Annotated in this window: 23 protein-coding genes; 10 read left to right on the plus strand and 13 right to left on the minus strand. The window is 42.3% G+C overall.

Features of this window, described 5'->3' with window-relative positions; genetic code table 11:
- Positions 1-24 precede the first annotated feature (24 nt).
- The 4 genes from C8D94_RS04840 to purH all read right to left on the minus strand — a co-directional run bounded on the left by C8D94_RS04840 (position 25) and on the right by purH (position 4,039).
- Positions 25-531: a rod shape-determining protein MreD gene (locus C8D94_RS04840; protein WP_115122740.1), complete on the minus strand. Its 507-nt coding sequence runs from the start codon at positions 529-531 to the stop codon at positions 25-27.
- The gene (mreC, locus tag C8D94_RS04845; RefSeq protein WP_115122741.1) at positions 518-1,402 is read right to left on the minus strand and encodes a rod shape-determining protein MreC; all 885 of its coding nucleotides are present in this window, start codon (positions 1,400-1,402) and stop codon (positions 518-520) included. The genes C8D94_RS04840 and mreC overlap by 14 nt, the downstream gene beginning before the upstream one ends.
- Before the next feature lie 11 nt (positions 1,403-1,413).
- Entirely contained in the window at positions 1,414-2,442 is a 1,029-nt protein-coding gene (locus C8D94_RS04850) for a rod shape-determining protein (protein WP_115122742.1), read from the minus strand.
- Positions 2,443-2,506: 64 nt separating this feature from the next.
- Positions 2,507-4,039: a bifunctional phosphoribosylaminoimidazolecarboxamide formyltransferase/IMP cyclohydrolase gene (purH, locus tag C8D94_RS04855; protein ID WP_115122743.1), complete on the minus strand. Its 1,533-nt coding sequence runs from the start codon at positions 4,037-4,039 to the stop codon at positions 2,507-2,509.
- 204 nt (positions 4,040-4,243) lie between these two features.
- Here purH and C8D94_RS04860 point away from each other — a divergent pair, with 204 nt between their 5' ends.
- Positions 4,244-5,500: an ABC transporter permease gene (locus C8D94_RS04860; protein WP_115122744.1), complete on the plus strand. Its 1,257-nt coding sequence runs from the start codon at positions 4,244-4,246 to the stop codon at positions 5,498-5,500.
- A 106-nt stretch (positions 5,501-5,606) separates the two neighbouring features.
- On the opposite strand, the gene C8D94_RS04865 is transcribed toward C8D94_RS04860, so the two are convergent.
- Positions 5,607-6,074 carry a GAF domain-containing protein gene (locus C8D94_RS04865; protein ID WP_115122745.1) on the minus strand — a complete coding sequence of 156 codons (468 nt, stop codon included), beginning with the start codon at positions 6,072-6,074 and terminating at the stop codon, positions 5,607-5,609.
- A gap of 80 nt (positions 6,075-6,154) precedes the next feature.
- Here C8D94_RS04865 and xrtF point away from each other — a divergent pair, with 80 nt between their 5' ends.
- The 7 genes from xrtF to C8D94_RS04900 all read left to right on the plus strand — a co-directional run bounded on the left by xrtF (position 6,155) and on the right by C8D94_RS04900 (position 11,776).
- Positions 6,155-6,703, plus strand: coding sequence for an exosortase family protein XrtF (xrtF, locus tag C8D94_RS04870; protein ID WP_115122746.1), 549 nt, complete (start codon positions 6,155-6,157; stop codon positions 6,701-6,703).
- The gene (locus C8D94_RS04875; protein ID WP_115122747.1) at positions 6,700-7,134 is read left to right on the plus strand and encodes an exosortase F system-associated membrane protein; all 435 of its coding nucleotides are present in this window, start codon (positions 6,700-6,702) and stop codon (positions 7,132-7,134) included. Before xrtF ends, C8D94_RS04875 begins: the two co-directional genes overlap by 4 nt.
- Before the next feature lie 46 nt (positions 7,135-7,180).
- Entirely contained in the window at positions 7,181-7,735 is a 555-nt protein-coding gene (locus C8D94_RS04880) for a DUF3347 domain-containing protein (protein ID WP_170134717.1), read from the plus strand.
- Between the two features lie 22 nt (positions 7,736-7,757).
- Entirely contained in the window at positions 7,758-8,168 is a 411-nt protein-coding gene (locus C8D94_RS04885; RefSeq protein ID WP_115122749.1) for an HYC_CC_PP family protein, read from the plus strand.
- Between the two features lie 123 nt (positions 8,169-8,291).
- Positions 8,292-10,529 carry a TonB-dependent receptor gene (locus C8D94_RS04890; protein WP_115122750.1) on the plus strand — a complete coding sequence of 746 codons (2,238 nt, stop codon included), beginning with the start codon at positions 8,292-8,294 and terminating at the stop codon, positions 10,527-10,529.
- A gap of 57 nt (positions 10,530-10,586) precedes the next feature.
- The gene (locus C8D94_RS04895; RefSeq protein WP_115122751.1) at positions 10,587-10,946 is read left to right on the plus strand and encodes a heavy-metal-associated domain-containing protein; all 360 of its coding nucleotides are present in this window, start codon (positions 10,587-10,589) and stop codon (positions 10,944-10,946) included.
- A 92-nt stretch (positions 10,947-11,038) separates the two neighbouring features.
- Entirely contained in the window at positions 11,039-11,776 is a 738-nt protein-coding gene (locus C8D94_RS04900; protein ID WP_115122752.1) for a heavy-metal-associated domain-containing protein, read from the plus strand.
- 512 nt (positions 11,777-12,288) lie between these two features.
- On the opposite strand, the gene groL is transcribed toward C8D94_RS04900, so the two are convergent.
- The 7 genes from groL to miaB form a co-directional block, all read right to left on the minus strand.
- Positions 12,289-13,920, minus strand: a complete 1,632-nt coding sequence (groL, locus tag C8D94_RS04910; protein WP_115122754.1) for a chaperonin GroEL — start codon at positions 13,918-13,920, stop codon at positions 12,289-12,291.
- A gap of 136 nt (positions 13,921-14,056) precedes the next feature.
- Positions 14,057-14,332, minus strand: a complete 276-nt coding sequence (locus C8D94_RS04915) for a co-chaperone GroES (RefSeq protein ID WP_115122755.1) — start codon at positions 14,330-14,332, stop codon at positions 14,057-14,059.
- 182 nt (positions 14,333-14,514) lie between these two features.
- Entirely contained in the window at positions 14,515-14,847 is a 333-nt protein-coding gene (secG, locus tag C8D94_RS04920) for a preprotein translocase subunit SecG (protein WP_115122756.1), read from the minus strand.
- Entirely contained in the window at positions 14,844-15,785 is a 942-nt protein-coding gene (locus C8D94_RS04925; protein WP_115122757.1) for a hypothetical protein, read from the minus strand. The genes secG and C8D94_RS04925 overlap by 4 nt, the downstream gene beginning before the upstream one ends.
- Before the next feature lie 2 nt (positions 15,786-15,787).
- Complete coding sequence (locus C8D94_RS04930; RefSeq protein WP_115122758.1) at positions 15,788-16,300, minus strand: LptE family protein; 513 nt, start codon at positions 16,298-16,300, stop codon at positions 15,788-15,790.
- A gap of 16 nt (positions 16,301-16,316) precedes the next feature.
- A complete protein-coding gene (locus C8D94_RS04935; protein WP_115122759.1) occupies positions 16,317-17,591 on the minus strand; it encodes a sigma-54 interaction domain-containing protein in 1,275 nt (424 codons plus the stop codon).
- 51 nt (positions 17,592-17,642) lie between these two features.
- Positions 17,643-19,094 carry a tRNA (N6-isopentenyl adenosine(37)-C2)-methylthiotransferase MiaB gene (miaB, locus tag C8D94_RS04940; RefSeq protein ID WP_115122760.1) on the minus strand — a complete coding sequence of 484 codons (1,452 nt, stop codon included), beginning with the start codon at positions 19,092-19,094 and terminating at the stop codon, positions 17,643-17,645.
- A gap of 118 nt (positions 19,095-19,212) precedes the next feature.
- Between miaB and C8D94_RS04945 the strand changes: the two genes are divergently transcribed.
- Positions 19,213-19,989 (plus strand): hypothetical protein, encoded by a 777-nt coding sequence (locus C8D94_RS04945; RefSeq protein WP_115122761.1) that lies wholly within the window; start codon positions 19,213-19,215, stop codon positions 19,987-19,989.
- Here C8D94_RS04945 and C8D94_RS04950 read toward each other — a convergent pair.
- Positions 19,973-20,515 carry an inorganic diphosphatase gene (locus C8D94_RS04950; RefSeq protein WP_170134718.1) on the minus strand — a complete coding sequence of 181 codons (543 nt, stop codon included), beginning with the start codon at positions 20,513-20,515 and terminating at the stop codon, positions 19,973-19,975. The genes C8D94_RS04945 and C8D94_RS04950 overlap by 17 nt on opposite strands.
- A gap of 255 nt (positions 20,516-20,770) precedes the next feature.
- On the opposite strand from C8D94_RS04950, the gene topA reads away from it, so the two are divergent.
- Positions 20,771-23,278, plus strand: coding sequence for a type I DNA topoisomerase (gene topA, locus C8D94_RS04955; protein ID WP_115122763.1), 2,508 nt, complete (start codon positions 20,771-20,773; stop codon positions 23,276-23,278).
- The last annotated feature ends 68 nt before the right edge of the window (positions 23,279-23,346 follow it).

Consider the following 23,346-nt stretch of genomic DNA (forward strand, 5'->3'; position numbering starts at 1 on the left):
CTAACTGAAAATTAGGTATTGGGTTTAGTTTTTTCTGCTGAAAAGCAACGTAATGCAAAAAAGCAGAATAATGGTAAATATACTTGAAAATAACGTAGATTTCAGTACCAATACTATGTGGCTAATGTTAAAAATTTCTAAGGAAAACAATACTAAATGATGTGCCACTACAGCGGCTGAAATATACGTAATACGAGCACCAAAATCTGCTTTGCTCAATTTTATAGTATTGAACTCATAGCTCACGCCGAATGAAAACTTTAACAGTAAAGGACGGATGTATGCCAAAAATACACAGGCAGCGGCATGAACCCCGCCAGAATCGCTGAATATATCGACGCTCAAGCCCAGCAAAAATCCTAGGAAAATGAGCAGGCTCTTGTTTCCCGTAAACGGAAAAATCAATATAAAAAGAATATATGGATACGGATTTACATATCCCAAGAAGTTGATGTGGTTGAACAGCAGGATCTGCACCACGATCAAGACTATAAACCGCCCAATATTTAGAAAGAGATCACTGTTCTGCATTGTTCTGTGGGGATGGTTGGTTTATAGAGTCCAGGACAACCGTGGGACGGTTGTCATTGTTTTCAATTTGGAGAATGGCTTCTTTCTCGTTGTTCTTGATAATGTACACCGTGTTCAAACTCGTCATGTCGTTGAAGAGTTCCACCGAGACATCATAATAATCTTGGTTGGTCGAAAGGTTGAAATTTTTTATGGTCCCTATTAAAACTCCTCTAGGAAAAATGGTGGATTTTCCACCCGTGATGATGGTATCTCCCACAATAACAGGGGCTTGCCGAGGTATATCTGCCAGTTTCACCACATTGGGGTTTTTGTCTTCAGGTTCCCAACTTAGCGTTCCGAAGTGAAAGGAGTTTTTAAGTTTTGCGTTTATTTTACTGTTTGTGTTCAGGATAGATTGAACGGAGGCATATTTTTTGGACACATTGTTTACGATACCCACGATCCCCTTTGAGGAAATTACGCCCATATCTGGCTCAATATTGTCCGAAGCTCTTTTTCGTAGGGTTAGGTAATTTTTTGTTTTGGAATACGAGTTGTTAATTACCTTGGCTGGAAAATAGGTGAAAGGTGCGGGTAGTATGGTGCTGTCAATCTCTTTTGCCACAACAGTATCCTGTTGTTTACGGAGTAGGGTTCGTAGACGAAGGTTTTCTTCGGCTAAGGCTTCGTTTTGTTCCCGTAGCCCAAAATAGTTGGTCACACTACTTTTCCAGTTGTAAATGGTTCCGCTGAAAAAATTTGCGGAAGTAATGTATTTGTTCTTGTGGTAGGAATGGCTATTAATGGTGAACCCTATAGAAACCAAGAACAGTAGAAGGAACAACAGGAAGTTCTTATTCCGTATAAAGAAATATATAATCTGTTGCACACGCTAGTAATTTATTTAATGAGTACACTCTTGTACTTTCCTATGTTCTTTAAGCATATACCAGTACCCCGAACGACGGCTCGTAATGGGTCTTCAGCAATATACACGGGAAGATCGGTTTTTTGGGACAAGCGTTTGTCGAGGCCACGAAGCATAGAACCACCACCCGCAAGATAGATACCTGTGTTGTAGATATCTGCCGCCAATTCTGGTGGCGTTTGTGATAGGGTTTCCATAACTGCATCCTCGATCCTTAGTATAGATTTGTCCAGTGCTTTGGCAATCTCACGATAACTGGTTTGTATTTGCTTGGGTTTTCCGGTAAGCAAATCACGCCCTTGAACGCTCATTTCTTCTGGTGGAAGCTCTAGGTCTTCGGTCGCGGCACCTATCTGTATCTTTATTTTTTCAGCAGTACGCTCTCCCACGTATAGGTTGTGCTGGGTGCGCATATAATAAACAATATCATTGGTAAACACATCTCCAGCAATCTTAACCGATTTGTCACAAACAATCCCCCCAAGGGCAATAACGGCTATCTCTGTGGTACCTCCCCCTATATCTACCACCATGTTACCTTTTGGTTGCATAATATCTACGCCAATACCTATAGCGGCCGCCATGGGTTCGTGAATAAGGTACACTTCCTTACCATTTACCCTTTCGGCACTTTCCTTTACCGCTCGCATCTCTACCTCGGTGATCCCACTGGGGATACAAATCACCATTCGTAGGGAAGGGGTGAGCCATTTCTTTTTAAGCGCAGGGATGTCCTTAATGAACATATTTATCATTTTCTCACTCGCGTCAAAATCTGCTATTACCCCATCCTTGAGCGGCCTGATAGTTTTTATGTTTTCGTGGGTTTTTCCCTGCATCATCGCGGCCTCGCGCCCAACAGCAATAATTTTTCCGGTGCTACGGTCTCGGGCAACTATAGATGGCGCATCTACCACTACCTTGTCGTTGTGGATAATGAGCGTGTTTGCGGTACCAAGGTCAATGGCTATTTCTTCGGTGAGAAAATCAAAAAATCCCATAAATTTTTAGGTCGGTATAAAAAATTAAATAAAAAGCGAGCGTTCTCTCACAAATGTAACAAAATTAGTGTTTAAAGTGACGTGTTCCCGTAAATACCATAGACATATTATTATTGTTACAATAATCTATGCTCAGTTGGTCTTTAATGGAACCTCCTGGTTGTATCACCGCATTGATTCCTGCATTGTCCGCAATCTCCACACAGTCTGGGAACGGGAAAAATGCGTCACTTGCCATAACAGCACCGTCGAGGTTAAACTCAAAGCCGTTTGCCTTTTCAATGGCTTGACGCAGCGCATCAACACGGCTGGTCTGGCCTGTCCCACTGGCACACAATTGTTTGTTCTTTGCAAGCACAATGGTATTGCTCTTGGTATGCTTGCAAATTTTACTTGCAAACAGTAAATCTTCTAACTCTCTAGCGTCAGGTTTATTGTTGGTAGCGTGGGTTATTTCTGAAACACTATCGGTTTTAAAATCTTTGTCCTGTACCAACACGCCGTTTAAGCAAGTCCTCACGGTAGTTTCAGGTAGTTTTGCGTCCTTTTGGATCAATAGGATTCGGTTCTTTTTTCCTTTCAGGATTTCTTCGGCTTCTACTGAAAAGGAAGGGGCGATCACTACCTCGCAAAACAGTTTATGGATCTCATCAGCAGTGGAGGTATCGATCCCAGTATTACATATTAAAATTCCGCCAAATGCCGAAACAGGATCGCCTGCCAATGCATCGTTATAGGCATCCAGTACGGTATCCCGTTGTGCAATTCCGCAGGCATTATTGTGCTTAAGGATTGCAAAGGTGGGGGCTTCGCCCCTAAACTCGTTCATCAAATTTACGGCTGCATCTACATCGAGCAGGTTGTTGTAACTTAATTCTTTTCCGTGCAACTTGTCGAACATCGCATCAAAATCTCCAAAGAAGAATCCTTTCTGGTGTGGGTTTTCACCATAGCGCAGTACTTTACCGTTGGTTTCACTAATCTTTAGTGAAGGGATGGAGTGGTCGCTGTTAAAATAGTTGAAAATCGCACTATCGTAATGCGAAGAAACATTGAAGGCCTTGGCGGCATATTTCTTTCGGTCCTCTAGAGACACTTCACCTTCGTTTTCAGAAATGATCGTGAGGAAATCTTTGTAGTCTTCCATAGAGGAAACACAAATGGTGTCCTTAAAGTTTTTTGCGGCAGCGCGGATAAGTGAAATACCTCCAATATCAATCTTTTCAATAATGTCCTGTTCTGCAGCGCCAGAGGCAACGGTCTTTTCAAATGGGTATAGATCTACGATCACAACATCCAACTGCGGAATGTTATACTGCCCCATTTCACGTACATCGCTATCGTTATCCTGACGGTTCAAGATGCCTCCAAATACCTTTGGGTGCAACGTCTTTACACGGCCGCCCAGGATAGAGGGATAGTCTGTCACGTCTTCTACTGGAATTACATCGATTCCCAGGTCGTTGATGAATTTTTGGGTGCCTCCCGTGGAATAGATGGTCACACCCAGATCGTCCAATTTTTTAACGATAGGGCCCAAGCCGTCCTTGTGAAATACCGAAATTAATGCCGAAGAAATTTTTTTGGTTCCGCTCATAGCTGCTTTGCTGTGTTGTAGGTTTATAATTTGAAAGTGCAAAAGTAACAATTACCCTCCGTTTTTTGTAACGAATGTTAACAGAAAGCGTCCTACTTTTCATAACTTTATACTGCTGATTAAAATTGTAAGGTTGAGCCCAGTCGAAACCTCTATCGAGTTTAAAAAAAATTAATGTTTCAGCATTATTTTAAGTAATTAACAATGCTAATCTACCTTCGAGTTCTCAAAGAAAGCTTCAATTTTGCAGTGAGTGCGCTTAAAAACAATAAGTTGCGTACCTTCCTATCGTTGGTGGGGGTTACCATTGGTATCTTTTCCATTATTGCCATCTTGGCGGCGGTAGATTCTCTTAAAAAAGAAATTGACGGCAGTTTGAGCTCCTTGGATACCAGTACTATTTACTTGGGGCGTTTCTCCTTTGGACCAACCGATGTGCCGCGGTGGAAATTTGAACAGTTCCCGGACGTTACCTACGATGAATATCAATATATAAAACGAAACGTACCTGATGTAAAGGCTGTTTCTTATACACTGAATGTGCCACAGGAAACTATGAAATATGAAGACAGGTCTGTGAGCAACGTGGAAATTGGGGCCATAACTTCCGAATACTACGAAATTGAGGCTCTGGATATTGCCGAAGGACGCTTTTTTAACGAAGCAGAATCCTCCAGCGGAGTGAACGTAGCGGTGATTGGTGATGAAATTGCCAACGTGCTTTTCGATGGTGCCGCACAGGCCGTTGGGAAACAGGCGAGGCTCTATGGAAGAAAATTTACCATAATTGGTGTTTTGAAGAAGGAAGGCTCTGGGCTCTTTGGTAATTCGCGCGATACTGCTGCCTATGTTCCGGTAAATGCTGTTCGGAAAATCTTTGGCAATAGCAATCGAAACCTATTTCCCTTTATAGTGATAAAACCCGAAAAGGGAGTGGACAATGCCGAATTTATAGCCTTACTGTCCCAAAAAATTAGAATGGCCCGTGGTCTAAAACCCGACGAAATTGATAATTTTTTCGTGAACCAATTAAAGGGCTTTACGGATTTGATAGACAATATTACAGGGCAGATGAATATTGTTGGGCTCATAATTAGCGGCTTCTCTTTGCTGGTTGGCGGTTTTGGTATTGCCAATATTATGTTCGTAAGCGTTAAGGAGCGCACCAATTTAATAGGGATCCAAAAATCGTTGGGAGCCAAGAATAGGTTTATACTGTTTCAGTTTTTATTTGAGGCAGTGATACTGGCGGTAATAGGCGGGCTGATTGGCTTGCTTTTAGTATTTATTGTTTCCATCATCGCCTCTTCTTTTACGGGTGATTTTGAGTTTGTGCTCTCTGCCTGGAATATGTTTATAGGTACAGCAATTTCTGCGGCTATTGGTTTGATTTCAGGGATACTACCTGCGATTTCGGCATCAAAACTGGATCCAGTGGAAGCTATTAGAACAGGAATGTAAGCAGCGTAGCTACAAATCTCAAAAAAACAAATCCCAAATCCCAAAAACATATGTTTGGAATTTGGGATTTGCTATTATGGAGTTTTTAATAGTCCTCCTTAAGAGATTAAAGGGTTTGGGGTAGGATCTCTGCTACCTTCTCATTTACCCATTCCAGAAACTTTTCATCTTCTTCCGAAAACGGATCGGCAATGTGGGAATCAATGTCTATTTGTCCTATATTTTTGCCATCTTTAAAGAGAGGGACCACTAGTTCGGCTTTCGTGTAGATACTGCACGCAATATAGTTGTTTTGTGCCTTGACATCCGGCACCATAAAATTTTCGTTGCTCTCTGCCACTTGGCCGCATATCCCTTTGCCAAAGGGGATTACGGTATGTTCGGTGGGCTCTCCAGCGAATGCTTTTAAATGTAATGTCTTGGCTCCGTGATTGGCAAAATAGAATCCTACCCAATCGTAATACCCAACAGTGGTTTGCAATACCTCACATACTTGTGTCAAGCGATTGTCAACTGTTTCTTCCTCATTATGTAAAAGGGCAGTTACGCGGGGTTGTAAATTTTTAAAAGGCATCTCTTTTTGATTTTACACAAATGTATTTTAAAAGCGGTAACTTTTTGCAGGGTAAATGCTGTATTTTTGTTAAAGTTATAATGAAAAAGCTCTTCAGCAAATATAAAGGCGTAATAGTGTTCTTGCTCCTGTTTTTAGGAAGCTATTTAGTGTTGACCGTAGCGTACGTAATGTATTTAAATCTTTCAGAAAATGGAAGCTATCCGCCGGATTTTGTGACAAACCTCGTCTCAAAACAAGCCAGTGCTGTTGTAGAAAGCTTTGGATATAAAGCGCAGCTGGTGCCGCATCCCAGTCAGCCATCCATGAAGATTTATGTAGAAGGGATGCTAAGAGGAAGAATTGTTGAGGGTTGCAATGCGCTTAGTATCATTATTTTATTTGTCTCCTTTGTCATCGCCTTTGCGCAGGGTTTTAAAAAGACGCTGTTGTTTTTGCTGGCCGGTATCACTATTATTTATGCCGCCAATGTTGTTCGAATCGCAATTCTCGCTGTGGCCTTGTACGAGTTTCCGGAGCAAAGGCATGTATTGCACGGGGTAGTTTTTCCGGGAATTATTTACGGGATGGTGTTTTTACTTTGGCTTATCTGGGTACGATTATTAACACCAAAAGTAAAAGTAAAATGAACAAAATGCTGAAATTTTTTCTGGCGCTTTTGGCGTTTGTGCTTTTGGTGCTCGTTCGGTTGTTTGAAGAAAATTTATTTTATGACCCACTGCTCAGCTTTTTTAAAACCGATCATACTACCGAAGCGTTACCCGATCTTGAAACAGGGAAGCTTCTGTTACATACATTTTTTCGATACGTTATAAATGGGGTGCTTTCTATTTTTATTTTATGGATACTGTTTCAGAAAAAAGGAGCTGTGAAGTTTTCAATAGTACTGTATTCAATTTTATTTGTATCGCTGTTCATTGTTTTTTTCATCTTGCTGAAATCGTCACAACCCGGAGAACATCTGGCTTTATTTTACGTAAGAAGGTTTTTAATTCAGCCATTACTGCTACTGCTTTTGCTACCTGCTTTTTATGTACAACGGCTTAACAAGAGTTTATAAAAATATGCTTCTCAAAATGTGTAACTTTGTACTTTAAATGAAACTTATGAAAACTACGCTTAGACTTCTCGCATTAGCTGTACTGGTTACTTTTACAGCTTGTAAAAATGATACAAAAGAACATACGCCTGAAACCGTTGAGGTAACTTCCGGAGATGAGGTGACACAGGAAAACAGTAAGAAACCAACCATTGGTGAAGTGGCTTTTAATGACCCGAAAATGGCGGTTGTGTTTCGCGAATATCTAGGCCTAAAAGATGCTTTGGTAGGCTCAAATCCCGCTAAGGCTGGAGCTTCTGCCTCAAGATTAATGACCGCTTTTGCAAACATTGGCGTTGAAGATAACGTATTGAAAGCTGCACAGAATGTACTCGATGCAAAAAATATCGAAGAGCAACGTACCGCATTTGTAGCGGTAACTACTGAAGTAGAGGCTATGCTGAAAGGAGAGATTGCCTCCGGGACTGTTTACAAACAATACTGTCCCATGGCCTTTAATAATACCGGCGCCTCATGGCTAAGTGCAAGCAGTGATATCATGAATCCTTATTTTGGTGATAAAATGCTGCGTTGTGGTAGGGTAGAAGCGAAAATAGAATAGATTTTATACCTTTGCTTTACAAATGAAAAAAATAATTTCCATATTTATGTGTGTCTTGCTTATGGCAAGTACAAGTGGTGTAGCCTACGCCCAGCATTTCTGTGGAGATTTTGAAATGCTTGCAACGGTAACCTTGGGAGAGGAAAAACTCACTTGCTCCATGGCAACTTCACAAGACGACGATTGTGATAATGAAGATGCCGAAGACCATGACTGTTGCGATAGCCAATACATAAAAATTTCAACCGACGATAATTTTAATGCCTCCCAAGATACATTTCAGCTGCCAACAAACTTTGTAGCAGCTTTTGTTTCGGTGTTCGTTCTACAAAACGATGTTTCACTAAGTGACGAGACACCAATACCTTCAGAATATATACCTCCAGCACTCACTAAGGACATACCTGTGCTTTATGAGTTTTTCCTTATTTGATTTTTTATTGAAACGTTAGTTCGCACTAGCGAGCGTTATGGTGCTTCCCATGCTCTTTTTGGGGTGCGCTTAACTATAATTCGATAAAAAATTTTATTCATCTTATTAAAAGATAAATTACCTATGAGGAAACTTATCGTAATCCTATTATTATTTCCTATGGCAGTCCTTTCCCAAGATAAAGTAGAAGGGATAGTTTTGGAAATTCTAAATAATAAAGAAGTCCCGCTGGGGGGAGCCAACGTTTTTTGGTTAAACTCCAAGGTGGGCGACGTAACCGATTTTGACGGGATTTTTGAAGTCCCCTTCGAAGAAGGCCATATCAAATTGGTGATTAGTTATGTAGGCTACGAGTCTGATACACTTACCATCACCCAGCCCAAAAAAATTAGGCACGTCTTGAAATCCAAAGGTTCGTTGGACGAAGTAACGGTTACTACCAGAAAAAAAGCCACGTCCCGTTCGTTCTTAAATACCCAAAATACTATAAATGTAAGTAGCGCAGAATTGCTGAAGGCCGCGTGCTGCAACCTTTCAGAAAGTTTTGAGACCAACCCGTCCATCGATGTAAATTTTGCCGATGCCGTGACCGGTGTTCGACAAATCAGGATGCTTGGGCTTACGAGTCCGTACACGCTCATCACGGTAGAGAATATTCCTGCCATTCGTGGGGCAAGGCAATCCCACGGGTTGAGCTTTATTCCCGGGACTTGGGTGGAGAGTATACAAATTACCAAAGGCGCCGGAAGCGTTGTGAACGGTTTTGAGAGCATTGCCGGGCAGATAAATGCCGAATTTGTAAAACCCCAAACCGACCACGACCTTTTTGTGAATGCCTATGGTGCTATTAACGGCCGTACCGAGTTGAACACCCACCTAAATACCAAGGTTAGCGATCGATGGGATACGGGTATATATGTACACGGAAATTACAGAGGCGTGGAAAACGATAGGAACGAAGATGGCTTTTTGGACACACCTCTGGCAAAACAAATAAACTTGCTGAACCGCTGGCAATATACCAACGCTGAAAAGGGGTTTGTTAGTTTTATGAATCTTAGGTATATGAAGGATGATAAACAAATAGGGCAGACCAATTTTAACCCAGAAACGGACCGTGGCACAACCAATGTTTGGGGTGGAGAGGTAGATACGCAACATCTCGGTTTTACAGGGAAACTAGGATATGTATTCCCTGAAATCCCTTACCAGAGCATGGGTTTACAGCTATCGTACAGTGACCACGAACAAGAGTCTTATTTTGGGTTGCGTAATTTCAACATCCGGCACCAGAGTTTTTATGCAACTGCATTGCTAAGTTCTATCATTAGCGATTCTAGACATAAATTCAAGACAGGTCTCAATACCACCTACGAGAATTATGACGAATTTGTAGAAGGTGTGGATTACAGCAGGGTGGAGAATTCGGTCGGGGCCTTTTTTGAATATGCCTATGACGACCTGGAGAATTTCACAATGACCGCTGGGCTGCGAGCCGATGTGCATAACCTGTTAGGGACATTTATCACCCCAAGGATACACGCGAGGTACACCCCATGGGATAAAGCCGTGATCCGGGCTTCGGTAGGGAGAGGAAAGCGAAGTGCCAATATTTTTGTTGAAAATCAATCACTGTTTTCTACAAACCGTACCATTTCAATCTTGGACACCACTGGTGATATTTATGGGCTGGACCCCGAAATTGCTTGGAACTATGGTCTTTCGTTTTTGCAAGGTTTTAATCTGTTTGAGAGAAGGGCCAATATTGCTTTCGATCTTTATAGAACAGCTTTCCAAAACCAAGTAGTGGTAGATTGGGAGGATGCAAACCGGATAAGGTTCTATAATTTACGAGGCAACAGCTTTGCCAATAGCTTTCAGGTAGAACTGGATTATAACCTCGCAAAGCACTTAGATATTCGTACTGCATATAAATTTTATGAAGTAAAGACAGACTACGCCAGCGGAACATTGGAAAAACCGTTGACACCAAGCCACAGGATTTTTGCCAATATCGCGTACGAAACCCATTTAAACGAACAAACCGGCGCCCGCTGGAAATTCGACCTTACCTACAATTGGCTGGGGAAACAACGCTATGCCTCCACGGCATCCAATCCAGTATATTTTAGGCGTGGAGAGTACTCGCCCACCATTGGTACCTTCAACGCACAGGTTACCAAAGTATTCAGTGCTGCTTTTGAAATGTACTTGGGCGCAGAGAACTTTACGGACCAAACCCAAGACGATCCCATTATTGATCCAGAGAATCCCTTTGGCTCAAATTTTGATACTACCTTTGTCTACGGTCCTGTATTTGGTAGTAATTATTATCTTGGACTTAGATATAAACTCAATTAAATAAACAATCATAATTATCTACTGAACATTTCAGTAGTGCCTTAAAAAACCATTACAATGAAAAATATAATAATAGCCGTACTAGTGGTGTTTGCAGGAATTACTGCAAGTGCCCAAGACAAAAATGCAAGAGCTACCATTGAGGTAGATGGTGTTTGTGGTATGTGTAAAAAACGTATCGAGACCGCTGCCATCAAGACCAAGGGAGTGAAATCTGCAGTTTGGAACGTGGAGACCAAGGAATGTAGCCTTATCTTCGACGAGCGCAAGACAGATCTTACGACCATAAGCCAAAGCATTGCGGACGTAGGTCACGATACCAAAGAAATAAAAGCTACGGACGAAGCCTATAACAGTGTACACCCTTGCTGCCTCTATCGCGATGAGGAAGTACAAAAGGACCACGGAAACAACTAAAAAAGTTTAAAGCAGTTCACATAAAGCTCATCCCTAAAAAGATGGGCTTTTTTTGAAAATCTATATAAGCCAATATTGAAAAATAGTATAAAATGAAGCAAACCTATACAGTTGAAGGAATGACCTGCGAGGGCTGTAAAGCTTCGGTTACAAAGCATCTCTCCCAAATTAAGGGCGTTACGGAAGTTTCGGTACATCTAGAAAAAGCTGAAGCCACCGTAGTTTCTGAAAAACCTTTGGTTATTTCAACGCTAAAGGAAGCACTCCCTTCAAAATATACCATCTCAGAAAAGAACATTTTTAAAGAAAATACCAACACTGTTACAACTGAAGTGCAAAACAAAGAAGGAAAGAGCAAGCTACAGCAACTGAAACCATTGTTTTTAATTTTCCTTTTTATCGCACTTATTGACGGCGCAATGAACTACCCCCAATTTAAAACCCAAGCGCTTATGCTGGATTTTATGGGATTGTTCTTTATGGTATTCAGTCTCTTTAAGTTATTCGATTTAAAAGGTTTTTCCAGCTCGTTTGCTATGTACGACCCCTTGGCAAAAATGGTACCTCCCTACGGTTTTGTGTATCCTTTTATTGAAGTTGGTTTGGGCATATTGTTTTTAATGCGCATCGCGATTCCGGGGTTGTTAATCATTACGTTGGTTGTTCTGTCAATCACGACTATTGGTGTAACCCGCTCATTACTGGGTAAAAGGAGCATTCAATGTGCCTGTTTGGGCACCGTCTTGGATTTGCCCATGACCCAGGCCACGTTTATTGAAAACGCCGTAATGATCGTGATGGCATTGGTGATGATTTTTGGCTGGGTATAAAGAAAATAGTTTCGTTAAACTTTAGCCAACGGAATATCTTTTACAGACTTCTGTTGTACATTTATGGTGTTCTTAGCAATCTAAGGATATGAGTTGTAAGTGCTGCCCAACAAGGCAAAAACCCAACTCAGTAACTTTAATACCTTAAGTTATGAAACAAAAGCAGAACAAGCCATCTCAGAAGCCAGAACAAAAGCAGGCTCCTAAGAAAGCTCCTCAGCCTACTTCAAAGAAGAAGTAATTTGAGCTGAAGTTTTAGAGAAAACTTCCTACTCGATTTCTGGTCGAGCATTAAAAGAACTAGAAGAAAACCGCCTTTTTTAAGGGCGGTTTTTTGTGTTTTATTATTACGTTTAAGGCCCTCATGAAATTCCCAATTTTTTGTAAGGGGTCTACGGGAATTTAAATTTCGACTATGACCAACGACCAACAAAAAAAAGACCCCTACTTAAAAGCAGGGGTCTTGAGAGTAGGCAAGGCCAAACTCTATTGTTGTTTGTGGCGACAGGCCACTACATCATTCCTGGCATTCCGCCGCCACCCATTGGGGGCATTGCCGGAGCATCCTCTTTAATATCTACTAGGGCGCACTCTGTGGTGAGTATCATCCCAGCAACCGATGCTGCATTCTCCAAAGCGATACGGGTCACTTTTTTCGGGTCAATAATTCCCGCTTTTAGCATGTCCACATATTTTTCGCTCTTGGCATCAAAACCTTCGTTCTTTTTGCCTTCGGTTACCTTGTTCACAACAACCGATCCTTCACCACCAGCATTCTCAACGATAGTGCGCAATGGTGCTTCAATAGCTTTGGAGACAATTTGTATTCCAGTTGCCTCGTCCATAGTATCAGTAGTTAATTTTTGAAGTACTTTTTGTGCGCGAACAAACGCTACACCACCACCGGCTACAATACCTTCTTCAACGGCAGCTCTTGTTGCGTGAAGTGCATCATCCACACGGTCTTTCTTTTCCTTCATTTCTACCTCGCTCGCGGCACCAACGTACAACACAGCCACACCGCCAGCCAATTTGGCCAAACGCTCTTGTAGTTTTTCCTTGTCGTAGTCGCTTGTTGTGCTTTCAATTTGAGACTTTATCTGTCCCACACGGGTTTGGATATCGCTCTTTTTACCTGCTCCATTCACAATGGTCGTATTGTCCTTGTCAATGGTTACGTTCTCAGCAGTTCCCAACATGTCCAAGGTTGTGTTCTCCAGTGTAAATCCTCTTTCTTCAGAAATTACGGTTCCACCGGTCAAGATAGCGATGTCTTCCAGCATAGCTTTTCTACGGTCACCAAAACCTGGTGCTTTTACAGCAGCAATTTTTAGCGAACCTCGAAGTTTATTTACTACCAAAGTAGCCAATGCTTCACCGTCCAAGTCTTCAGCAATAATCAATAGTGCTTTTCCTTGTTGTGCAACGGGTTCTAAAACTGGCATTAAATCCTTCATTGAAGAGATTTTCTTGTCGCATAACAAGATCATTGGGTTTTCCAGCTCGGTTTGCATTTTTTCGCTATCGGTAACGAAATAAGGGGAAAGGTACCCACGGTCAAACTGCATTCCTTCCACTACATCCACATAGGTTTCGGTTCCTTTGGCTTCTTCCACGGTAATCACCCCTTCTTTGCCCACTTTTCCGAAGGCATCGGCGATCAATTTACCAATGGTTTCATCATTATTTGCCGAAATGGAAGCCACTTGCTGGATCTTTTCAGAAGAATTACCCACTTTAGTGCTTTGCTTTTCCAAGTCCTTTACGATAGCATCAACAGCCTTGTCAATGCCTCGTTTAAGATCCATTGGATTGGCACCTGCTGCAACATTTTTAAGCCCTTCTTTTACGATGGCCTGTGCCAAAACGGTTGCAGTGGTAGTACCGTCACCAGCCAAATCGTTGGTTTTGCTGGCTACTTCCTTTACCATTTGCGCTCCCATGTTCTCCAGTGCATCTTCCAGTTCAATTTCCTTTGCTACTGAAACACCATCCTTGGTCACCTGTGGTGCCCCAAAACTCTTACTAATAATTACATTACGGCCCTTTGGTCCCAATGTTACTTTCACTGCGTTTGCCAAAGCATCTACCCCGCGCTTTATTGCGTCGCGTGCTTCTACATCAAATTTTATATCTTTTGCCATTTTAAAAATCTTTGGTTTTTTAAAATTTCCACGAAAGTAGAAATCTTGAGTTATACATTTTTTAGGTTTCGACTGCGCTCAACCTGACAATACGTAGGTAAGTTCGCAGTTAATTTTGAAATTAATATTCGAGAAATTATATTATCGCAAGTATGTCGTCCTCGCGCATAATTAGGTAATCGTTACCTTCTAGTTTGAGCTCGCTACCCGAATATTTTCCGTAAAGAACAGTGTCGCCCACTTTAACGGTCATCTCGTGGTCTTTTTTGCCTTTACCAACGGCAACTACTTTACCTTGTTGTGGTTTTTCTTTTGCGCTATCTGGTATGTACAATCCAGATGCAGTCTTAGTCTCGGCCTCTTGTGGCTGGACAACAACTCTGTCTGAAAGGGGTTGGATTTTTAATGCCATATTAAAATTTTAATTTAAGCTTCCGCGAAAGCGGAAGTCTTGTTAAACATATTTGTTAATATCTACGAGGCACAATAGGCAGAAAGTATGCCAATGGGTTATAACTGACAAATTGAAAGTCCTGTAAACAAAAAATGCCAGCTTATGACAAGCTGGCATTTTTTTTAATTTTTAAAAATATCTTATTCGGTATCAGTATCTGTTGCAGCATCGGTGCCTGTATTCGTTTCAGGTACTACATTCTCAACATCTTCTTGAAATGTGCTATCGGTCCCTGTACCACTCATAATAGGGATATTGCTGGCAAGGATAAGTACCAAAAGGGCTACGGCAAGCGTCCAGGTACTCTTGTCCAGAAAGTCGGTTGTCTTTTTTACACCACCCATTTGGGTGCCGCCGCCACCGCCAAAGGTAGAGGAGAGTCCACCTCCTTTTGGGTTCTGTACCATAATAACTACCACCAACAAAAAGGCGATAAAAATAATCAAGACTAAAAATATTGTAAACGTGCTCATTGTTCTTCTTTTGTATTCAGTTTTTTAATTGCCCGAATTTGGTCTGCAAAGAAACCACTTTTTTCGGGATTTTTCAAAATTAATATTTCATAGGCTTTTATAGCCTTTTTATAGTTTTTTTGTTGCAGGTATACCTTTGCCAAGGTCTCTGTCATCAAGGCATTGTTTGTTTGTGTGTAGGGCTTGGCGAGGTTTGCTTGCTTGCTCGCAGGGACAGATACCTCCAGTTTTGGTTTTTCTTGGATAAACTTTTCAATGAGCTCGAATTTCTTTTCTACAGACGGCGTGGCCTCACTTTCCTCGTTTTTCGAATTTTTTTCAAGCGTTTTATTTTCTTCCCTTTCAATGGGTTGTGCCTTGGTGAGCTTTAGCCATTCGGTAAAAGAGTGGGTGTCTTCTTTTTTGAAGCTGAGCGGAGCATCCACCTCAATTTCAGGAGTTTCGGGTTTTTGGGTCTCTTTTTCAGTTTCAGTAGTATTTTCTTCTGGAACCTGTCTGCCCACAGGCAAGATTTCAACTACAGATTCTACCTTGCGCTCAAATAATTGTGGGTTAAGGATGGCTTCGGCCTTTTGTAGCTCGGCCTTCATTTGCTTGTCCAATTCGAGAGCGGTTTGCTCTGAAATATCCTCAAAGTCAACTTCAATGTCGTTCGCAGAAGCATCATGCTGAAGGATGATTTCTGAAATTTTATCCTGTGCAAATTCTTCCGAGGTAATGTACTGGAAAAGGATATCACGATCTGCCGTGTAGGCTGCCGTAATCTTGAGGGTGTCGTTGTACAAGAAGCTATTTGTATTCTTCAGTCCTTTTAGCTGAAGGGCACGTGCGCTCTGGAAATACGGGTATTTCTGCACCACACTGTTGAGCTCCGAAAGCTGTTGGTCCGACAACTGCTGCGGGTGTGCCAAGAGATATGTGAGGGTTTCTGTGTTCACGGTTACCAGTTTGCGAGCGATTTGTTAAAGATATCTTGTGTGATGCGCTCAAATATAACATCTATGGCAGCATCCAAGGTAGAGCCCGTTAACTGGGTAGATCCTGGATAGTCAAAATAGAACGAGAAGCGTTGTTCAAAATCTTTTTCGTCCTTGTTTGTGTTGTAAAAACGTACGTTCACGCTTATGGTCAAACGGTTTTGGGCGGCAGTACTGTTTGCCTGTGCCGTGATGGGAGCTATATAGTATTCAACAATTTCGCCTTCGTAAATAAGATCGCCATTGTTGTTCACCAGGTCCAGACTGGTCTGGTTAATGAGTATGTCCTGTAATTTTAAGGTGAAATCCCTAGCAATCCCAGGCTCTACGATAGGAGCGTTGTTCTGGAAAAAATTTACCTGGAACGTTTGGGTAGTGCTATAATCTATGTCTGCCCCGGTAAAGGAGTAGAATTTGCAACCTTGTACTAGAGGCACAAGGCAAATTAGGATCGCTATTTTTAAGGTTTGGATCATCTAGGGTGCAAGGTACTTATAAATTATATTGTTTTATCTTCCTGTACAGGGTACGTTCGCTTATGCCCAGCTCGTCTGCAGCGTCCTTGCGTTTTCCGTTATGCTTTTCGAGTGATTTGCGTATAAGTTCCAGCTCTTTGTCCTGTAGGGACAGGCTTTCTTCTTCTTGTATTTCTTCGGCAAAGTCGTACTTGTCCTCCTTTTTTTCAGAAGCGTTTTCAGCGAGATTGAGTACTTCTACCTTGCTGGGTTCTTCGTATTCCTCTTCTACAATGGCAGCGAGCTCTTCTTGGTGATCGTGCTTTTGAGAGTAGATTTTGTTGATCAGACCCTCGTTATCTTCCTTCACTTTACTGGTGTTGCCAGATTTCATCAATTCCAAGGTAAGTTTTTTCAGGTCGTTCACGTCCCGTTGCATATCGAACAAGACCTTATAGAGTATTTCACGTTCGCTGCTGAAATCGCTCTCGTTTTTCTTCGGATTGATAACTGCGGGTAGGTTGCTGCCCATGTCCGGAAGGTACTGGCGCAGTTTGTCTCGAGAGATGGTCCGGTCTTGTTCCAGTACTGAAATTTGCTCGGCAACATTACGTAATTGACGAATATTTCCGCTCCAGCGGTAATTGAGCAACATTTGTACGGCGTCATCGTCCAGTCTTAGCGTTGGCATTTTATATTTCTGGGCAAAATCTGCCGCAAATTTTCTGAAGAGTAAGTGGATGTCTTCCGATCGTTCCCTGAGCGGCGGTAAATTAATGTCCACGGTACTCAAACGATAGAATAAATCCTCACGGAATTTACCCTTTTCAATAGCTTCTACCATTTTTACGTTGGTGGCTGCAACAATTCGAACATCGGTCTTCTGGATTTTTGAAGAACCTACTTTTAGAAATTCACCATTTTCGAGCACACGTAACAAACGAACTTGTGTTGGTAGGGGCAGTTCTCCCACTTCATCCAAAAAAATGGTACCGCCATCAGCTACTTCAAAATAACCGCTGCGGGTTTGTGTGGCACCTGTAAACGAGCCTTTTTCGTGACCGAACAGTTCACTATCTATGGTCCCCTCCGGGATGGCACCACAGTTTACGGCAATGTACTTGCCGTGCTTTCGGTGGGATAGCGAGTGTATTATCTTGGGAATGCTCTCCTTACCCACACCGCTCTCGCCGGTCACCAATACCGAAATATCGGTAGGGGCCACCTGTATGGCTTTTTCTATGGCGCGGTTCAGTTTTGGGTCGTTCCCAATAATCCCGAATCGCTGTTTTGTTGCTTGTACGCTTTCCATATATATTTAAAATTCCAACCCTCAACTACGCTCGGGTTACCGTGTTTTTGTTTAGCCCTGCACACTGAGCGGAGCTGGAGTGCCAATTAACGTAGCGCTTGTGCAATCATGAATCTTTACGTTCACAAAATCACCGGGCTGGTAGTTTTCTTTCGGAAAGACCACCACAATGCTCTGTTCGTTACGGCCGCTCCACTGGTTAGGATCTTTTTTAGATTCCTTTTCTATTAAAACCTCGGTTGTTTTCCCGATAAATTGTTGTGTGCGATGCGCACTATGGTTTCTTTGTGCGTTCACTATTTCTGTGAGGCGTCTTTTCTTGGTTTCTTCTGGGACGTTGTCCTCCAGTTTTCTGCCTGCCAGGGTTCCGGGTCGCTCAGAATATTTGTACATATACCCAAACACAAATTTTATGTCCTCCATAAGTTGTAGCGTATCTTGGTGGTCTTCTTCAGTCTCGCCTGGGAAGCCTACAATAATGTCTTGCGAAATTGTGCAATCTGGTAAAATTTCCCACATTCGGTGTGCCAGGGCACGGTACTCTTCGGCGGTGTGCTGGCGGTTCATGGCTTTCAAAATACGATCGCTTCCACTTTGAAAAGGTAAGTGTATGTGGTTGCAAATGTTTTGGTGCTTGGCCATTATGTGAAACACATCCTCGGTCATATCCTGCGGATTACTGGTAGAAAACCGAACGCGCATCTTAGGCTGTGCCCGTGCGACCATTCCAAGCAGTTGTGCAAAATTTGTTGCCGTGGCTTTTTGCATTTCCGAAGCATCCTTAAAATCCTTTTTGAGTCCGCCACCATACCACAAATAGCTATCTACGTTTTGCCCAAGGAGTGTCACCTCCTTATAGCCCTTGGAAGCTAGGTCGTTCACTTCTTCCAATATACTTTGTGGGTCCCTGCTACGTTCTCGCCCCCGGGTAAAGGGTACCACACAAAAGGTGCACATATTGTCACAACCACGGGTAATGCTTACCAAAGCATTGATTCCGTTGGTGTTCAGCCTTACGGGAGCAATGTCGCCATAGGTTTCTTCTTTGGAAAGGATGACATTTACTGCATCGTTACCGGATTCTACCTCGGCCAACAGATTGGGAAGATCTTTATAGGCATCTGGGCCTACTACCATATCTACAATTTTTTCCTCATCCAGGAATTTTTCCTTGAGGCGTTCTGCCATACAGCCCAATACACCAACTTTCATTTTTGGGTTCAGGTCACGCTTTACGGCATTGTACTTTTCCAAGCGTTTCCGTACGGTCTGCTCTGCCTTATCGCGAATGGAGCAAGTGTTTACCAAGACAAGGTCTGCATCCTCCAGGTTCTGGGTAGTATTAAAGCCCTGCTCGTTGAGGATAGAAGCTACAATCTCACTGTCGCTAAAATTCATAGCACAGCCATAGCTCTCGATAAAAAGCTTTTTGGTGTTTTCCTTCTTATCGTCAAGTACTAGGGTGTTGCCCTGTTGTGTTTCGTCTATGGTCTTTTTTTGCATTTTATTCTGAAATGGTACCTAGCGTTCTCAAGCAGTGTGCAAAGATACAGATTATTCTAAATTTGTGTCAAAATGGCAGATTTCTTTTTAGTATCTTTAAAATTAATTTCTGCTGAAAATGAATAACCAAGAGCACCCTATTTTCCAACGAATTGAAAAAGCGCCAAAACCAGATTTTGGGAACATCCTCACCGTCTCTTTCGATGCTGTAAAAGAGCTTTGGCAACCTGCCCTGTACCACGGCTTGATAAGCTTGATCTTTATGGTGCCTTTTTTGCTGTTGGTGTATGCTCCCCTGGCACCTTTTTATATCGATCTGTTTCAAAACATGGGAGATCCTTATTATCAACCTGAGTTTGAGTACCCACTTTCTTTTTGGCTTTGGTACACTATGGGGTGTTTGGTAGTGGCGCTCCTCATCCAGTTATTTAATTTTTCTTTGGTAGCACACTTTTACAAAGTAATTAAACTGAAAGATGCAGGCTCTAGAGAAAGTGCTGGTGGTTACTTTTCCTATTTAAAAGGTAATGTGGGTAAAATTCTCTTGCTCAATGTGGCTGCTATGGTAATTGCGGTTGTGGCCGCTTTGCTGTGTTATTTACCCATATTTTATGTTATGGTGCCGTTACAATTGTTTGCGGTTATCTTTACGTTCAATCAAGACCTTTCGGCATCGCAGATCATTAAGGCTGCATTTAAGTTAGGGCATAAATTCTGGCTCATTATCTTTGGAGTCGTGTTAATTTCATCTATGATTGCACAGTTGGGCATCATATTTTGCTTTGTGGGTGTTTTCGTGACCCAGCTTTTTGTGCATATACCTATTTATAATATCTATAAAAATACGATTGGTTTTTCTGAAATTTCTGATGAAACAACTATTCAGCATCCTTAAAATACCCAGCCAGTTTTTTAAGTTCTGCGAGCGCTTCTCTCTCGTTGCTCCAGCCTTGTATGGTGATGGATTCCGAAGGATCGTTATGTTGAAACCAGAGTTTTAGTATCTCCAGTGCCATAGGGTGTTTTTTGTTGAAATCTTCCAGCCCTTTGGCCTGCATAATTTGTAATGCTGGATCTTTAGGGATGCAAATCACCTTATCGTCCATTTGCCCCTCGTCCACGAGCCGAAGTATCCCTATGGGGTATGCCTCCACAACGCTCCCTGTGGGCAGGCTTTCGCATAGCAGCAATACGTCTATGGGGTCGCCGTCGCCACCTTTCTGTGGGTCTGAGAACGTAGAAGGAACAAATCCGTAATTGGCAGGATAGGGGAGGTACTCCTTGATACGCTGTTTTCCGTTTCTTTTGTCGACCTCAAAGGTGTTCGTACTTTTGTTGAACTCAATCTTTTTATTGGTGCCGGCGGGGATTTCAATAATACAGTTTACAGTGTTGGTGCTCACGAAGGCGGGCGTATTCAAAGGTTGCTTTTTTGAACTGCAGGACATTGTAGGGAGTGCCGACCAAAATAATACCAAACCTAATAGAACAGAGGAAGTCTTTCGCATAACTAGAGTGGTTGTTTACTAGTAAAAGGTCGCAAATACTTTACAAATGTATGTTAATGGAAGCCTAATTTTTTAGGTTAAAATTTCGGTATAAAAAAAATCATATACTTTTGTAGTCCAAAAAAATGAATTTCCTCCTTCTGGGGAAATGTGTAAGAAAGCATATATATGGCAAAGAATTTAGTGATTGTGGAGTCCCCGGCAAAAGCCAAAACCATAGAGAAGTTCCTTGGAAAGGATTTTAAGGTAACCTCAAGTTTTGGGCATATTGCAGATTTGCCCTCAAAAGAATTGGGTGTTGATGTAGAGGGAGACTTTACTCCTAAATATATAGTCTCTCCAGACAAGAAGAGCCTGGTGAAAGACCTGAAGGGTTTGGCAAAAAAGGCCGATACCGTATGGCTGGCAAGTGATGAGGACCGCGAGGGAGAAGCCATTGCGTGGCACTTGGCCGAAGAATTGGATCTTAAGGATGAAAACACAAAACGGATTGTGTTCCACGAGATCACAAAATCCGCTATCTTAAAAGCCATTGAAAACCCTAGAAAGATAGATTATAACTTAGTCAATGCCCAACAGGCCAGACGTGTCTTGGACAGGCTGGTGGGGTATGAGTTGTCTCCCGTACTTTGGCGAAAGGTAAAGGGAGGGCTTTCTGCAGGTCGTGTGCAAAGTGTGGCCGTGCGATTGATCGTTGAGCGCGAACGTGAGATAGAAGCCTTTACGCCTGTTGCTTCCTATAGAGTTGATGCAGAATTTTTAACAGTTGATGGAAGTTCCTTTAAAGCGAAGCTCCCAAAGAATTTTGAAACCGAAGAAGAAGCAAGGGCCTTCCTAAAAAAGAATCTGGGCGCCGATTATAAAATTGCTGATCTCACCAAAAAACCGGCAAAAAAATCGCCTGCTGCTCCATTTACTACTTCTACTTTACAACAAGAAGCCTCTAGGAAATTATATTTTTCGGTGGGCAAGACCATGACCATTGCACAGCGATTGTACGAGGCCGGTCTCATTACTTATATGAGGACCGATAGCGTAAACCTGAGCAACGATGCCCGTAAAGCGGCACAGAAGGAAATAGAAAGTTATTATGGCGTCACCTATAGCCAGCCACGTAACTACAAAGGGAAGTCCAAGGGGGCGCAGGAGGCTCACGAGGCCATTCGACCAACCGATATGAGCAAGCACGGTATTGAAGGCGATCGCGACCAAGCAAGATTGTACGACCTAATCTGGAAACGTACCCTTGCCAGCCAAATGGCCGATGCGAAATTGGAACGTACCAATGTAAAGATAGATGTGCTGGGGAAGGAAAATGTAAAGGAGCAATTTACTGCAAACGGAGAAATGATAAAGTTCGATGGTTTCCTAAAAGTATATCTCGAAGGAACCGATTTTGAAGAAGAAGAACAGGACGGGATGCTTCCACACCTTACTAAAGGTGACAATTTGGATAATAAATACATCACCGCTACCCAGCGTTTTACAAGACCGCCGTATCGTTTTACGGAAGCTTCCTTGGTAAAGCAATTGGAGGAACTTGGTATTGGGCGACCTTCCACGTATGCTCCTACCATCTCTACTATCATCAGTCGAAATTATGTTGAAAAGGGAACTATCGAAGGGGTAGAGCGTAAGTACCTGCAGCTTTCCTTAGAGGAAAACTCCTTAGATGAAAAAGAACTTACCGAGACCGTAGGCAGCGATAAAGGAAAACTCGTTCCTACAGATATTGGGATGATCGTGAACGATTTTTTGGTGGAGCACTTCGGAAATATTCTGGAATATAATTTTACCGCTAAGGTTGAAGAAGATTTTGACGATATAGCTGAAGGAAAAGAGGACTGGAAGCAAATGATGAAGGATTTTTACAAAAAATTCCACCCCCACGTAGAAGACGTCCAGGAAAATGCCGAAAGAGAAAGTGGTGAGCGAATTTTAGGTGAAGACCCCGAAACTGGACGTCCTGTGCTGGTACGATTGGGTAAGTATGGCCCTATGGCACAAATAGGAGCCCCGGACGATGAGGAAAAGAAATTTGCCAGTCTGCGCCCAGACCAGCAATTGCACTTGGTAACTTTTGAAGAGGTAATGGACTTGTTCAAGCTCCCAAAAACCCTGGGTGTGTTCGAAGGCGAGGATGTAGAGGTGAACAATGGTCGTTATGGGCCTTATGTTCGCTTTGGGAAAACATTTATCTCATTGCCCAAGGGGATGGATCCGCTGGATGTGGATATGCAGTTCGCCAAACAATTGATCGAAGAGAAGAAAAAGGCAGATGCACCTATATATACGTATGAGGATTTGCCTGTTCAAAAAGGAAAGGGAAGATTTGGCCCGTACATCAAGTGGAACAATATGTTCATTAATGTGAACAAGAAGTACGATTTCGATAATCTTTCGGAAGAAGATATTGTACAATTGATCGAAGATAAAAAACAAAAGGAAATAGATAAGCTTATCAACGAGTGGCCCGAAGAGGGAATCCGTTTGGAGAAAGCAAGATGGGGTCGTTTCAATCTTATAAAAGGAAAAACCAAGGTGGAGTTGCCCAAGACTACAAAGGCGGATAAGATTACCTTAGAAGACGCCCAGGAATTACTGGACAAAAAAGCCCCCAAGAAGAAAACTCGAAAAAAGAAAACCACTGCAAAGAAAAAAACTACCAAAAAGTAATGGTAGTGAACTATGCCAGAGCAACGATAAAATAATTTTAGATACTTTAGCGCAATCCAAACAATAGG

This window comes from Marinirhabdus gelatinilytica (assembly GCF_003353425.1).
In the GTDB taxonomy this organism is placed as follows: domain Bacteria; phylum Bacteroidota; class Bacteroidia; order Flavobacteriales; family Flavobacteriaceae; genus Marinirhabdus; species Marinirhabdus gelatinilytica.